15 protein-coding genes and 1 other RNA gene are annotated in these 12,833 nt (G+C 65.6%); 10 read left to right on the top strand and 6 right to left on the bottom strand.

Going from position 1 to position 12,833, the window contains the following annotated elements:
• Positions 1 to 246 precede the first annotated feature (246 nt).
• On the top strand, positions 247 to 858 hold the full coding sequence (locus tag DFR34_RS03715) for a c-type cytochrome (protein ID WP_245906807.1): 612 nt from the start codon (positions 247 to 249) through the stop codon (positions 856 to 858).
• 178 nt (positions 859 to 1,036) lie between these two features.
• Here the strand turns inward: DFR34_RS03715 and DFR34_RS03710 are convergent, their stop codons facing one another.
• Positions 1,037 to 1,954, bottom strand: coding sequence for an AraC family transcriptional regulator (locus tag DFR34_RS03710; RefSeq protein WP_110389813.1), 918 nt, complete (start codon positions 1,952 to 1,954; stop codon positions 1,037 to 1,039).
• Between the two features lie 48 nt (positions 1,955 to 2,002).
• Positions 2,003 to 3,070: a uroporphyrinogen decarboxylase gene (gene hemE / locus DFR34_RS03705; RefSeq protein ID WP_110389812.1), complete on the bottom strand. Its 1,068-nt coding sequence runs from the start codon at positions 3,068 to 3,070 to the stop codon at positions 2,003 to 2,005.
• Positions 3,071 to 3,394: 324 nt separating this feature from the next.
• On the opposite strand from hemE, the gene DFR34_RS03700 reads away from it, so the two are divergent.
• Positions 3,395 to 3,994: a glycoside hydrolase family 19 protein gene (locus DFR34_RS03700; RefSeq protein WP_110389811.1), complete on the top strand. Its 600-nt coding sequence runs from the start codon at positions 3,395 to 3,397 to the stop codon at positions 3,992 to 3,994.
• A 122-nt stretch (positions 3,995 to 4,116) separates the two neighbouring features.
• Here DFR34_RS03700 and cobS read toward each other — a convergent pair whose 3' ends face one another.
• From cobS to cobT, 3 genes are read right to left on the bottom strand one after another with little or no spacing between them, the layout of a single operon-like run.
• Positions 4,117 to 4,881: an adenosylcobinamide-GDP ribazoletransferase gene (cobS, locus tag DFR34_RS03695; protein ID WP_110389810.1), complete on the bottom strand. Its 765-nt coding sequence runs from the start codon at positions 4,879 to 4,881 to the stop codon at positions 4,117 to 4,119.
• Entirely contained in the window at positions 4,874 to 5,476 is a 603-nt protein-coding gene (locus DFR34_RS03690; RefSeq protein ID WP_110389809.1) for a histidine phosphatase family protein, read from the bottom strand. Before DFR34_RS03690 ends, cobS begins: the two co-directional genes overlap by 8 nt.
• Positions 5,473 to 6,501: a nicotinate-nucleotide--dimethylbenzimidazole phosphoribosyltransferase gene (gene cobT / locus DFR34_RS03685; RefSeq protein ID WP_110389808.1), complete on the bottom strand. Its 1,029-nt coding sequence runs from the start codon at positions 6,499 to 6,501 to the stop codon at positions 5,473 to 5,475. Before cobT ends, DFR34_RS03690 begins: the two co-directional genes overlap by 4 nt.
• An 86-nt stretch (positions 6,502 to 6,587) precedes the next feature.
• Between cobT and cobU the strand changes: the two genes are divergently transcribed.
• The 6 genes from cobU (at position 6,588) to DFR34_RS03655 (ending at position 9,393) form a co-directional block, all read left to right on the top strand.
• The gene (gene cobU / locus DFR34_RS03680) at positions 6,588 to 7,103 is read left to right on the top strand and encodes a bifunctional adenosylcobinamide kinase/adenosylcobinamide-phosphate guanylyltransferase (protein ID WP_110389807.1); all 516 of its coding nucleotides are present in this window, start codon (positions 6,588 to 6,590) and stop codon (positions 7,101 to 7,103) included.
• Between the two features lie 104 nt (positions 7,104 to 7,207).
• A complete protein-coding gene (locus tag DFR34_RS03675; protein ID WP_110389806.1) occupies positions 7,208 to 7,408 on the top strand; it encodes a hypothetical protein in 201 nt (66 codons plus the stop codon).
• The gene (locus DFR34_RS03670; RefSeq protein ID WP_110389805.1) at positions 7,405 to 7,725 is read left to right on the top strand and encodes a cell division protein ZapA; all 321 of its coding nucleotides are present in this window, start codon (positions 7,405 to 7,407) and stop codon (positions 7,723 to 7,725) included. The genes DFR34_RS03675 and DFR34_RS03670 overlap by 4 nt, the downstream gene beginning before the upstream one ends.
• Before the next feature lie 21 nt (positions 7,726 to 7,746).
• A non-coding RNA gene (gene ssrS / locus DFR34_RS03665) (6S RNA) lies at positions 7,747 to 7,926 on the top strand.
• A gap of 58 nt (positions 7,927 to 7,984) precedes the next feature.
• Complete coding sequence (locus DFR34_RS03660) at positions 7,985 to 8,596, top strand: 5-formyltetrahydrofolate cyclo-ligase (protein ID WP_110389804.1); 612 nt, start codon at positions 7,985 to 7,987, stop codon at positions 8,594 to 8,596.
• Positions 8,593 to 9,393, top strand: a complete 801-nt coding sequence (locus DFR34_RS03655) for a sulfite exporter TauE/SafE family protein (protein WP_211309279.1) — start codon at positions 8,593 to 8,595, stop codon at positions 9,391 to 9,393. Before DFR34_RS03660 ends, DFR34_RS03655 begins: the two co-directional genes overlap by 4 nt.
• Positions 9,394 to 9,462: 69 nt before the next feature.
• Here the strand turns inward: DFR34_RS03655 and ubiD are convergent, their stop codons facing one another.
• Complete coding sequence (gene ubiD, locus DFR34_RS03650; protein ID WP_110389803.1) at positions 9,463 to 10,986, bottom strand: 4-hydroxy-3-polyprenylbenzoate decarboxylase; 1,524 nt, start codon at positions 10,984 to 10,986, stop codon at positions 9,463 to 9,465.
• 336 nt (positions 10,987 to 11,322) lie between these two features.
• Here ubiD and DFR34_RS03645 point away from each other — a divergent pair, with 336 nt between their 5' ends.
• Positions 11,323 to 11,967 carry an OmpW/AlkL family protein gene (locus tag DFR34_RS03645; protein WP_110389802.1) on the top strand — a complete coding sequence of 215 codons (645 nt, stop codon included), beginning with the start codon at positions 11,323 to 11,325 and terminating at the stop codon, positions 11,965 to 11,967.
• Between the two features lie 297 nt (positions 11,968 to 12,264).
• Complete coding sequence (gene tsaC, locus DFR34_RS03640; protein ID WP_110389801.1) at positions 12,265 to 12,825, top strand: L-threonylcarbamoyladenylate synthase type 1 TsaC; 561 nt, start codon at positions 12,265 to 12,267, stop codon at positions 12,823 to 12,825.
• The last annotated feature ends 8 nt before the right edge of the window (positions 12,826 to 12,833 follow it).

Raw genomic sequence — 12,833 nt, 5'->3', positions numbered from 1 at the left:
TGTGGCCGTCAGTCCAGTTGCCGTCTTTGCCAAGGGGCAGGCGTTTACGTATAATTCCCCTATTCTGATTGTCATTATTCTTTTTTTTACTTTCTCTATGTGAGGCCGTGGCCAATGGGTAGCGCAAATAAGGGTAGCTCGGGAGACGCAATTCGCGTCATCCTCTCCGTGCTTGTCTTGGTTGTTCTGAGTGTTTGGCTGCTGGCCAAACTGTTTACGAGTGGCATGGTGGTGGACGCTGAAGTCATGTCCAAAGAAGCCATTGCTGCGCGCCTGAAGCCGGTGGGCGTGTCGGTCGCCAACGAAGGTGGCGCACCGGGCAGCCGCACGGGCGAAGCCGTGTACAAGGCCATCTGCTCGTCCTGTCACGCTGCCGGCCTGGCCGGTTCGCCCAAGTTTGCCGACGCTGGCGCCTGGGCTGGCCGCATCTCGCAAGGCTTTGACTCCCTGGTCAAGCACGCGGTGGAAGGTATCCGTGGCATGCCGGCCAAGGGCGGCGCCACTGACCTGACCAACGAGGAAGTCGCTCGCGCCGTGGCCTTCATGGCTAACGCTGGCGGCGCCAAGTTCGCTGAGCCGAAAGTAGAAGGCGCAGCTGGCGGCGACGCCAAGGTGGATCCGGCCAAGGGCAAGGAAATCTACAACACCGTTTGCCAGGCTTGCCACGCCACTGGCGCAGCCGGCGCACCGAAGTTTGGTGACAAGGCCGCCTGGGCGCCGCGCATCGGCAAGGGTCTGGATGATCTGGTGGCTTCCGCCACCAAGGGCCTGAACGCCATGCCGCCCAAGGGTGGTTACTCTGGCAGCGATGCAGAGTTCCGCTCTGCCGTGGAATACATGGTCAACGCGTCCAAGTAATCCTCTGCTGTCAGCTTGATGCACACAGCCCCCGAGCCACACTGGCCGGGGGCTGTGTGTTTTGGCGCCAAGCGTTGCTCAAAAGCGCCGTTGTGCTTCTTGTACTGTCTGCGTCGCGCGCCTGGCCAGAATCGCAGCACTGGGTTTTGTGAGCGACGCTATAAGTGACAAGCCGCGCTCAGCTGTTCAACGGTCGCACCGCCAGACAAATCTGGCAGCTGAATTCCCCGGTAGCCGGGTCGAAGAACGCGTCTTCCGGGTAAAACTCAAAACACGGCCGCGCATCCACCCCCCAGCCGCTGGCCGGCAACCACTCGGCAAACAAGGCCGTCCAGGCCTGGGCAATCTCGGGCACGCTGCCGCGAAAATCATACACTGCGTACAAACCGCCCGGAATTGTCATGGTCAGCATGTCCGCCGGTGGCGCATAGCCTGGCGGCAGGGCCACGCAGGCGTCGTAGCGGCATTGCGCCGGGTCGGTCAGTTGCGGGTTGTCGTGGCCGATGCCGTATTTGGCGTAGGGCAGCAATGCTTGGGCGTGCAGCCAGGGCACAAACTGGTCGCGCCAAAACTCGGCGATGGCTTGGCCGTAGGGGCCGGTGTGGCGCAGGTAGGCCACGGTGACGGCCGGGCGTTGGCAAAGGGTGACGTGCATATCGGGCTCCAGGTCAGAGAAGACCGACCCATCATGCCGCAGCGCGACCTGAGCTGCCTGATCCAGATTGCGCAATTCTTGTCGTTTGGCGGCGCTGGCGCCTCGCCACTGACTGGGGCTGAGGCCAAAGCGCGCCTTGAAGGCGCGGCTGAACGCCTCGCCCGAGGCAAAGCCGGCGCGCAGCGCCAGCGTCAGCACCGAGGCGGCCGGTTCGTTGCATAGCCAGCAGGCCGCCAGCGTCAGCCGGCGACGGCTGAGGTAGTCGCCCAGATTCTCGCCCGTCCAGGCGCGAAACACCCGATGAAAATGAAACGGCGACACATGCGCCACTGCCGCCAGCGCGACTAAATCCAGCGGCTGGTCGAGGTGGCGGTCAATATGGCGCAGCACGGCGTGCACATGCCGTTGCTGACGCTGGCGCGCGGCGGGATGACGGGACATGGCTTGGCGCGCCCACACCCCACCAAGGCAGTGTGTGAGCGGCTGTCCTTAGGCGGCGTGATACTGCCGCGACAGACGATGCACCGCCTCCACCAACACCCCGGCGTGTTCCGGCGGGGTGAACTGGGAAATTCCGTGCCCCAGGTTGAACACATGGCCGCTGCCGTGGCCGTAGGCGGCCAGGATGCGCGCAGCTTCGGCTTCGATGGCGGCCGGGTTGGCAAACAGCGCGTTCGGGTCGAAATTGCCTTGCAGCGCCACGCGCGCGCCCACGCGACGGCGGGCGTCGCCAATGTCGGTGGTCCAGTCCAGACCGACGGCGTCACTGCCGATGTCGGCGATTTTTTCCAGCCACTGGCCGCCGTTCTTGGTGAACACGATGGACGGCACGCGCCGGCCTTCGCGCTCGCGGGTGAGCTGGCTGACGATCTCTTGCATATAGGCCAGCGAGAAGGTTTCATACGCTGCGTGCGACAGCGCGCCGCCCCAGGTGTCGAAAATCATCACCGCCTGCGCGCCGGCTTCGATTTGCGCGTTCAGGTAGTCGATCACCGCGCGGGTGGTCACTTGCAGGATGTGGTGCATCAGGTCCGGGCGGTCGTACATCAGCGCCTTGACCTTGCGGAAATCCGCCGACGAGCCACCTTCCACCATATAGCAGGCCAGCGTCCACGGGCTACCGGAAAAACCAATCAGCGGCACGCGGCCGTTCAGCGCCTGGCGGATGCTGCTCACCGCGTCCAGCACATAGCGCAGGCGGTCGGTGGGGTCAGGGGCGGCCAGCGCCAGGATGGAGGCTTCGTCGGTCAGCGGGCGCTCAAACTTCGGGCCTTCGCCTTCGGCAAAGTACAACCCCAGGCCCATGGCGTCCGGCACGGTGAGGATGTCGGAAAACAAAATCGCCGCATCCAGCGGAAAGCGCTCCAGCGGTTGCAGGGTGACTTCAGTGGCCAGCGTCGGGTTGGTGCACAGGCCCATGAAATTGCCGGCGCGGCGGCGGGTTTCGCAGTACTCCGGCAGGTAGCGGCCGGCCTGGCGCATCATCCAGATCGGGGTGTAAGGAACCGGCTCGCGCAGCAGCGCGCGCAGGAAGACGTCATTTTGCAGTGCGGTCATGGCAGCTCAACAGGTCAGAATCATGCCGGGATTATACGCGGCTGCGCCAGGTCGGCGCGGTGTGAAGCACACACTTTATCCACACAGGGCATGAGGTTTCATGTCGTTTGCTTGACTCGGGGCGGCTTATGCCATCAGCCTGTCCAGCGGATGCTGTTTGCGTCAAGCGTGCTTGCGCGCGCAGCACCCCCGTGTGGTGGCGGCATGACTCACAAACCCTGTGGCGCAAGCGTTCAGGACAAGACGCGCGCCGGCAGCGCAGCACGGCGGCACACACCGCATTGGGCTTATCTGACAGCCTTATTTTTCCGGAGAATTTTCACTATGCTGACCGCTGCTCATTTGCAGGCCCTGGGCCTGGACGCCAGCTGGCTTGACCCGCTGAACGCCACTTTTGACCGCTTTGCCATCAACACCCCGCAACGCATGGCGGCCTTTATCGGCCAGTGCGGCCATGAATCTGCCGGGTTTCATACGCTGAACGAAAACCTCAACTACTCGGCCCAGGGCCTGCGCAACACCTGGCCCAAGCGCTTTCCTGACGACGCTACCGCCAACGCCTACGCCCGCCAGCCGGAAAAAATCGCCAACAAGGTATACGCCGACCGCATGGGCAACGGCAACGAAGCCTCGGGCGAAGGCTGGCGCTATCACGGCCGTGGCCTGATCCAGCTGACCGGCAAGGCCAACTATCAGGCAGCAGGCACGGCCTTGGGGGTGGATCTGGTCTCCAGCCCGGACCAAGTTGCTGCGCCGGAATACGCGGCGCTGACCGCTGGCTGGTTTTGGGACTCTCACAAGTTGAATGCGCTGGCCGACAAGCAGGACAACACAGGCATCACCAAGGCCATCAATGGCGGCACGCTGGGGCTGGACGACCGGGTGGCGCGCACCAATAAGGCGCTGGCGGTGCTGCAGGGCTAAGAGCCGCTCACAAAACCTTCCTGGCGTGGTGGGGGTATCTTGCCGTTATTGATGTCCCTCGCCAGGATCGCTTCGCTGACGCCGCCAAGCCCTACGGCGGCAGCCCCAGGCATTGCGCGGCCTTATCCCGTCAGATTGGCCAGCCACGCCGGCGCGCCCGACAGCTGCCAGCCCACGCCGGCCAGCAGCAGGCCGGTTTCCACGCACTCGATGCCGGCGCCCAGGCAATCCCCGGTCACCCCGCCAAGTCGGGTGAGCAAAAAGCGCCGCCATAGCCACAGCGCCAGCGGCCCCGCCAGGCACAGCCACGGCGTCAGCCAGGCCGAAATAGCCAGCAGGCCCAGCAGGGTCAGCCACAAAAGCGCCGGGCCGCTTTTCCAGGCAAAGCGTTCCGCCTGGCCGCCGCTGGCCAGCGGCGGCAGGCTGACCGACCACCATAGCGCACCAAAGCGCGCCCACGCCGGCAACAGCAGCAGCGCCCACGGTGATAAGCCATGGCGCGCCGCCAGCATCAGCCCCACCAGCTTGAGCAACAAGGCCATCACCAGCGCCACCACGCCAAAACTGCCGACATGCGGGTCTTTCAGCACCGCCAGAAAGCGCGCCGGGTCGCGGTGCGCCGCGCCCAGGCCGTCGGCCAGGTCGGCCAGGCCATCCAGATGCAGGGCGCCGGTCAGCCACACCCACAGCAGCAAGGTCAGCGCCGCCGCCAGCCAGGGCTCCACTTGGGCCAACGGCTGCCAGGGCAGCAAGAGCAGCGCGCCAATCAGCGCGCCCACCGGGGCAAACCAGCGGCCGCAGCCGGCCAGCCAGGCCGGGTCGAAGTCGCGCAGCTGCGGGGTGGGCAGGCGGGTGAGAAACTGCACGGCCAAAATCAGCTCACGCATCCGCGCCCTCCAGCGCCAGCAGCCAGGCCGGCTCTGGCGGATAGCAAGACAGGCGCAGCCAGCCGCCGCGCGCCACCGCCACCCGCCGCGCCAGCGGCCAGGGCATGGCCATCGCCTCGGCCAGCAACGCAGAAATCACCCCACCATGGCTTAACAGCAACAGATGCTCGCCGTCTTGCTCGCCCAGGCCGGCGCAGTGGCGCGCCCAGGCGCGCGCGCAGCGACCCCGAAAATCGACAATGCGCTCTCCGCCAGGCGGGCCGCTGGATGGGTCCTGGCAGCGCACCGACCAATCCGCCGGCAGCGTCAGCGGGTCGGCGGCGTCCCAGTCGCCAAAGTCGATTTCCGCCAAGTCGGCGTCCAGCGTCAGCGCCAGGCCGTGCGCGCATGCAAACGCTTCGGCCGGCGCGCGGCAGCGCAGCAGGGGCGAGGCGGCCAGCCGGGTGATGGGCTGGCGGGCGTGCAGCTGCGCCAGGGTGGCGGCCAGCTGCACTTGAGCGGCGGCGGTGGGCGGCGGGTCGCTGCGCTGGCCAATCAGCCGCCCGCTCAAGGGCGTGTCGCCGTGACGCAGCAGGGTGACGGTGAAGGGCTTCATGCCGCGCCAGAGACGCCAGCTTCGGCAAAGGTGGCCATTTCATTGTGCAGGCGCACCGCCATCTGGATCAGGGGCACGGCCAGCGCCGCGCCCGAGCCTTCGCCCAGGCGCAATTCCAGGTCAATCAGCGGCGTCAGGCCCAGCGCGGCCAATGCGCGCAGATGGCCCTGCTCTTGCGAGCGGTGGCTGGCCAGCCACCAGTCGGCGGCGGCAGGCTTGATGGCGCGAGCGGCCAGCGCGGCGGCGGTGGCGATAAAGCCATCCAGCAGGGCGGGGATGCCCAGCGCGGCGGCTTCCAGCAGCAGGCCGGCCATGGCGGCGATTTCCAGCCCGCCAACCTGCGCCAGCCAGCTTTCGCCGTCGTGCGCGCCGGCCGCCTGCGCGCGCGCCAGCGCCTCGCCCACCACGGCCACCTTGTGGGCGCGGCGGGCGTCGTCGATGCCGGTGCCCAGGCCGACAATGTCTTCTGGCGTCGCGCCAGTGAAGGCGCACACCAGGCAGGCCGAGGCGGTGGTGTTGCCAATGCCCATATCACCGGCAATCAGCAGCGTGACGCCCTGGGCGTGCAGCCGGCGGGCGCTGGCGCGGCCAATGGCCAGCGCCTGGCGGCATTCGTCCAGACTCATGGCGGCTTCGGTGCGCAGATTGCCCGTGCCGGCGCGCACGCGGGCGTGCACAATCGGCAGTTCGGCCGGCAGCGGGCTGGCCACGCCAACGTCCACCACTTCCAGCGGGGCGGCAATCGCGCGCGCCAGCACATTGATGGCGGCGCCGCCACGGGTGAAGTTTTTCACCATTTCGGCGGTGACTGCGCTGGGAAAGGCCGACACGCCATCGGCCGCCACGCCGTGGTCGCCGGCAAACACGGCAATGCCGGGCTGCGGCAGCGGCGGGCACACCTGGCCGCTGCGTTCGGCCAGCCAGCAGGCCAGCGCCTCCAGCCGGCCCAGGCTGCCAGCGGGTTTGGTCAGTTGCGATTGGCGTTGGCGCGCGGCCAGGCCGGCGTCGGGGTGCAAGACAGCCATGAGAACAATTCCAATCAGGCAAAGCCGCAGATTCTACCGGAGCCCTATAATGCCGGGCCAAGCTTTGGCGCACAGAAAGGCCCAGCATGCGACAGTTTTTTATTGGCGGCGCGCGCAGCGGCAAAAGCCGGCTGGCCGAGGCCGAGGCGCTGGCCTGGCCCGGCGAGGTGATTTATCTGGCCACCGCGCAGGTGGGCGACGAAGAGTTCGCCCAGCGCGTGGCCGCGCACCGCGCCCGCCGGCCGGCGCAATGGGGCTTGATCGAAGCCCCGGCCAGCCTGGCCCAGGCGCTGAACGCCGCCGCCGCGCCCGAGCGCCTGCTGCTGGTGGATTGCCTGACGCTGTGGCTGGTGGGTTTTCTCACCGCCGACGGCGTGGACGACGCGCGCTGGCGCCAAGAGCGCGCGGCGCTGTTGCAGCTTTTGCCACAGCTGCCCGGCAAGATTGTGCTGGTCAGCAATGAAATCGGCTGGGGCGTGGTGCCGATGGGTGCCGCCACCCGCTGGTTTGTCGATGAACTGGGCTGGCTCAATCAGGCAGTGGCCGCCTGCTGCGAGCGGGTGACCTTGGCGGCGGCCGGCTTGCCCTTGGTGTTGAAATGACCCACATGGCCAAGCTGCCCTGGCCCGAGGAGGCCATTCACCTTGCCAACACGCCGCCGACAGTGGTTTGACGCTGTTGCGGACAGCCCGTTATAGTGCCGAGCATGGACGCAGAACTTGATCTCCTTCATGGCAAAATCCTCCAGCTCGCCGAGCTGTGCCGACAGTTGCGCCTGGACAACAACCAGCTGCGCGACCGTCTGGCCGAACGCGAGGTGGAAAACCGTGACCTGAAATACAAGGTTGAGGAAACCCGCGCCCGCATCGAAAACCTGCTGGCGCGACTGCCCGAGGGGACGCAATGAGCCAGGTGCATATCGAGGTCAACCTGCTGGGACGGCGCTTTGCCGTGGGTTGCCCCAAAGAAGAACAAGCCTCGCTGGTTGAGGCGGTGGCGCTGCTGGAACAGCGCATGGCCGAGGTGCGCGACGTCGGCCGCGTGGTGGAAGTGGACAAAATTGCCATCATCGCCGCGCTGAATCTGGCCAATGACCTCTTGAAATTACAGAAGAATCCGCCGCCTTCAGCATCAGACTTGGACATTGAAGAAATCCAGCGTAAAATAGACGCCATGAACGACACGATTGATCAAGCCATGTTAGAGCAAAATCGCATGTTTTGACCGACATTCGTCAAAGTTCTTTCTCCCCTGCGGTGTTCGGAACGGCTTAAATTCCTTGAACCAATAGTTGGTAACTGGTTGCCAGCCCCATTGCCCCAGCGTGTCGCGCCGCTTGTCCGGCGCGCCCAACAGGCAAAGCCGGCGACCCCCTGATCCGCAAGGTTCAGGATGACCGGCCGGATCGGCATCTGCGGGGGACCCTATCCACGCCTTGTGTGAGTTACTCACACAAGGCGTTTTCGTTTCTGGAGCGCGCCCCATGGCCGATGCGCCTGAGCTTGATCTTCCCGCCCGCAAAACCGCCCTGCGCGCCGAACTGCGCCGCCGCCGGCTGGCCTTGTCGCCGCGCTACCGCCGCCAGGCAGCGCTGGCGCTGGCGCGCCACTGCCGGCGCTGGCTGCGCCGCGAACACACCCTGGCCGCCTATCTGAGCCACGGCAGCGAAATCGACACCCGTCCCTTGCTGAGCGCCGCGCGCGCGCGCGGCTGTCGCGTGCTGCTGCCGGTGGTGCCGGCGCGCGGCCGGCGGCTGCGCTTTACCGCGCTGGACGCCCGCCCGCGCTGGCGCGCCAACCGCTATGGCATCCCCGAATGCCTGGGCCCGCGCGTGCCGCTCAGCCGCGCCACCCATGTGCTGCTGCCCTTGTTGGGTTTTGACGCCGCCGGCCGCCGCTTGGGCCAGGGCGGCGGATTTTACGACGCCACCCTGGCGGCGCTGCGCGCGCGGCCAGGCCGCGCCAAGTTGATTGGCCTGGCTTATGCCGCGCAGCGGCTGGCGGAAGTGCCGTGCGAAGCGTGGGACCAGCGTCTGGACGCCGTGGTTACCGAACATGGCGTCAGCCGGGTATGGACCGCGCAGGAGGCCGCATGAGCGCATTGATGTTGCTGGCCTTGGCCGGCATGGGCGTGGTGGCCGGGCTGTTGGCCGGCTTGCTGGGCGTGGGCGGCGGCCTGGTGTTGGTGCCGGTGCTGGTATGGGTGATGGAAGGCAGCGGCATGCATGCCCATGTGCAGCATATGGCGCTGGGCACCTCACTGGCGGTGATGGTGTTCACCAGTTTTTCTTCGGTGCGCGCTCATCATCGGCACGGCGCGGTGGATTGGGCGATTGTGCGCCGCTTTGCCCCGGCCATTGTGCTGGGCACGCTGCTGGGCACGCAGTTGGCCGGGCTGCTGCCCAGCCGTGAGCTGCGCTGGTTTTTTATTGTTTACGCCTACCTGATTGCCGCGCAAATGCTGCTGGACGCCAAACCCAAGGCCAGCCGCACCCTGCCCGGCGCGGTGGGCCTGGGCGGCGTGGGGCTGGGCATTGGCGTGGTGTCGAGTTTTGTCGGCATCGGCGGCGGCTCGATGAGCGTGCCGTTCATGAGCTGGTGCAATATTCCGCTCAAGCGCGCCATCGCCACCAGCGCGGCGCTGGGCTGGCCCATCGCGTTTTCTGGCGCGCTGGGCTATATGGCCAGCGGCTGGGGGCGCGGCGATTTGCCGGCCTACACCGTGGGCTTTGTGTATTTGCCGGCGGTGGCCACGCTATGCCTGATCACCATGGCCACCGCGCCGATGGGCGCGCGGCTGGCGCACCGGCTGCCGGTGGCCAAGCTGAAAAAGCTGTTTGCCTTGCTGATGGTGGTGATGGCCAGCCAATTGCTGATCAAAGCCCTGGCCTAGCGTCGTCTCCCCGCCTGGTGGGCTGGTGCATTGCTCCCTGCCCACCAGGCTCTGCCATGTGGGGCGGGTTTACAGGCCCAACTCGCCCCACATGGCGTCCACCCGCGCCTTGACTGCGGTATCCATCACAATCGGCGTGCCCCACTCGCGCGAGGTTTCGCCGGGGTGCTTGTTGGTGGCGTCCAGCCCCATCTTGCCGCCCAGCCCGGAAATCGGGCTGGCGAAGTCCAGATAGTCAATCGGGGTGTTTTCCACCAGCACGGTGTCGCGCACCGGGTCCATGCGCGTGGTGATCGCCCAGATCACTTCGTTCCAGTCGCGGGTGTTGATGTCCTCGTCCACCACCACGATGAACTTGGTGTACATGAACTGCCGCAAAAAGCTCCACACCCCCATCATCACCCGCTTGGCGTGGCCGGGGTATTGCTTTTTGATGCTGACCACCGCCATGCGATAGCTGCAACCCTCTGGCGGCAGGTAGAAATCGACGATTTCCGGAAACTGCTTTTGCAGGATGGGCACGAACACCTCGTTCAGCGCCACGCCCAGCACCGCCGGCTCGTCGATCGGCTTGCCGGTGTAGGTGCTGTGGTAAATCGCCTCGCGGCGGCGGGTGATGCGGTCGATGGTGAACACCGGAAACCAATCCTGCTCGTTGTAATAGCCGGTGTGGTCGCCATACGGGCCTTCCAGCGCCGCCAGAAAGCCTTCTTGCTCTTTCAGCGGCACGCCATGTTCACTCACCCCGGCAAAGCCCGGCTCGACCGGGGTCAGCCGGCCTTCCAGCACGATTTCGGCGTAGGCCGGCACGGTGAGCTCATTGCCGAGGCACTGGGTGAGCTCGGTGCGGTCGCCGCGCAACAGGCCGGCAAATTGATATTCCGACAAGGTGTCCGGCACCGGCGTGACCGCGCCCAGGATGGTGGCCGGGTCGCAGCCCAGCACCACCGACACGGCAAACGGCTGGCCGGGGTGGGCGCGTTTGTGCTCACGAAAATCCAGCGCGCCGCCGCGATGCGCCAGCCAGCGCATGATCACCTGATTGCGGCCAATCACCTGCTGGCGATAAATGCCCAGGTTCTGGCGCTTTTTGTGCGGTCCGCGCGTGACGGTCAAGCCCCAGGTGATCAGCGGCGCCACATCGCCCGGCCAGCAGTGCTGCACCGGCAAGCGGCCCAGATCAACCTGCTCACCTTCCAGCACTTCTTCCTGACAGGGCGCATGGCGGATGGTTTTTGGCGCCATGTTCAGCACGTTTTTGAACACCGGCCATTTGTCCCACAAATCTTTCAGCCCCTTGGGCGGCTCGGGTTCTTTCAGGTAGGACAGCAGCTTGCCGATGTCGCGCAGCGCCGACACTTCTTCGGCGCCCATGCCCAGCGCCACCCGGCGCGGCGTGCCAAACAGATTGCCCAGCACCGGCATGCTGTGGCCTTGCGGCCGGGTGAACAGCAGCGCCGGGCCGCCCGCGCGCAGCACGCGGTCACAGATTTCGGTCATTTCCAGCCGGGTGGACACCGGTGTATCAATGCGGCGCAATTCGCCCATGGCTTGCAGTTGGGCGATGAAGTCGCGCAGATCGCGGTATTTCATGGGGCAACTCGTTTTGTGCAGGACAAGGCGCGAGTCTAGCAGAAAGCCGGGGCGCTGCTGCTGCCCCGCGCTGGCTGGCGGATTGTGGCGCGCGGCGGCAATTCCGCTACTGTCAGTGTGGTTTTTTTCAGACAGTGTTGCAGTTTGCCGACGGCGCAGGGCGTTAATTTGCGTCAGATCAAGAATGCAAGGGCATTCTTTTGCTAGCATTCATGACCTAAGCATGGGGGGTGTGGCAGCAGCCAAACGACAGCCGGAGGCAACGCCATCTGCCGGGCCATGACAGGGTAACCCCAAACACACCGTTTGATATCGGGAACATCAGGAGAGAAAACCATGAAAAAAATCGCATTGGCTCTGTGCGCTGGCGCAGCCCTCGCTTCTTCCGCCGCCATGGCCGCCCAAGGCGACATCCTTGCTCGCTTTCGCGTGATCAACGTCAATCCGGACGTCAAGACCACCGGTCTGCTGGCCTCCCCGCTGAGCGCTGGCGTGCAGGATGACACCATCCCCGAGCTCGACTTCACCTACATGATCACCAACAACGTGGGCGCCGAACTGATCCTGGGCACCTCGCGTCACAGCGTCACCGCCAACCGCACCGCCCTGGGCGGCGGCAATGGCTCCATCGGCAAGGTCAGCGTGCTGCCGCCGACCCTGACCCTGCAATACCACTTCAACCCGGAAGGCGCGATTCGCCCGTACGTTGGCGCCGGCCTGAACTACACCCGCTTCTACCGCGCGGGTGGCCTGAGCACTGAAGTGGGTGGCGTGTCCATCAAGAAAAACAGCTTCGGCCCGGCCCTGCAAGTGGGTATGGACGTGCCGGTTGCCAAGAATGTGTTCCTGAACGTTGACCTGAAAAAGATCTGGATCGACACCAAGGCTTCCGGCAACAGCGGCGCCATCAATGGCGTGGACCTGGGTCGCCTGGAAATCAACCCGCTGGTGTTCGGTGTTGGCGTTGGCATGAAGTTCTAAGAACCGCTCAAGGTTCATCCGCCGCTGGCGTGGCCGGCGGCGTGACGAGTTTTTCTCGTGTAGCACCCTCGTTTGACGGCGTATCTGTGATGCGCCGTTTTTTTGTGGGCGGCGCATGCCGGCAAGTTGGCCGCACCATGCGAACTTTCCCCGCGCGTTCCGGTCTGTCTGGCCACGCGCAGATAAAGCACCCGCGCACACGCCTTGCCCATCAGCGTGTCAGTGGCGCTTTGCCGCGATAATTGGCGTGTTCGCGCCCGCTTCTGCCACAATACTCTTTTACCTGCTTTCTGACTGATGTTGCGCACCCTTGGCTCCTCCCTGCTTCAGCACGCCCGCGCCCGCCTGGCCCGTGGCGGTGTGCTGGCCTATCCCACCGAATCCTGCTTTGGCCTGGGCTGCCATCCGGCCTCGGCAACCGGCCTGCGCCGCATTCTGGCGCTCAAGCGTCGGCCGATGCACAAAGGCATGATTGTGGTGGGGGCGAACTGGGCGCAACTGGCGCCGTATGTGGCGCCGCTCAGCCGTGAACAGCAGGCACGCCTGGCCGATTACTGGCCCGGCCCGGTGACTTTATTGCTGCCGGCTTCCCGGCGGGTGTTGCCGCTATTGCGCGGCCGTCACCGCAAACTGGCGGTGCGCATCACCGCCCATCCCGAGACGGCACGGCTGTGCCGCTTGCTGGGCAGCGCGCTGGTGTCCACCTCGGCCAATCTGGCCGGACAGCGCGCGCTGAAAACCGGTCGCGCCTGTCGGCAAACGTTTGGTGCAGCCGTGTCGGTGCTGCCCGGCCAGATTGGCAAGCGCCGCAAGCCTTCTGCCATCATTGATTTTGCAACCGGGCGCGTGTTGCGCTAACGCCCGCC

The organism is Rivihabitans pingtungensis (genome assembly GCF_003201855.1).
Taxonomy (GTDB): domain Bacteria; phylum Pseudomonadota; class Gammaproteobacteria; order Burkholderiales; family Aquaspirillaceae; genus Rivihabitans; species Rivihabitans pingtungensis.
The sequence above is the reverse complement of the archived record's forward strand: the minus strand, read 5'-3'. Positions and strand labels throughout refer to the sequence as shown.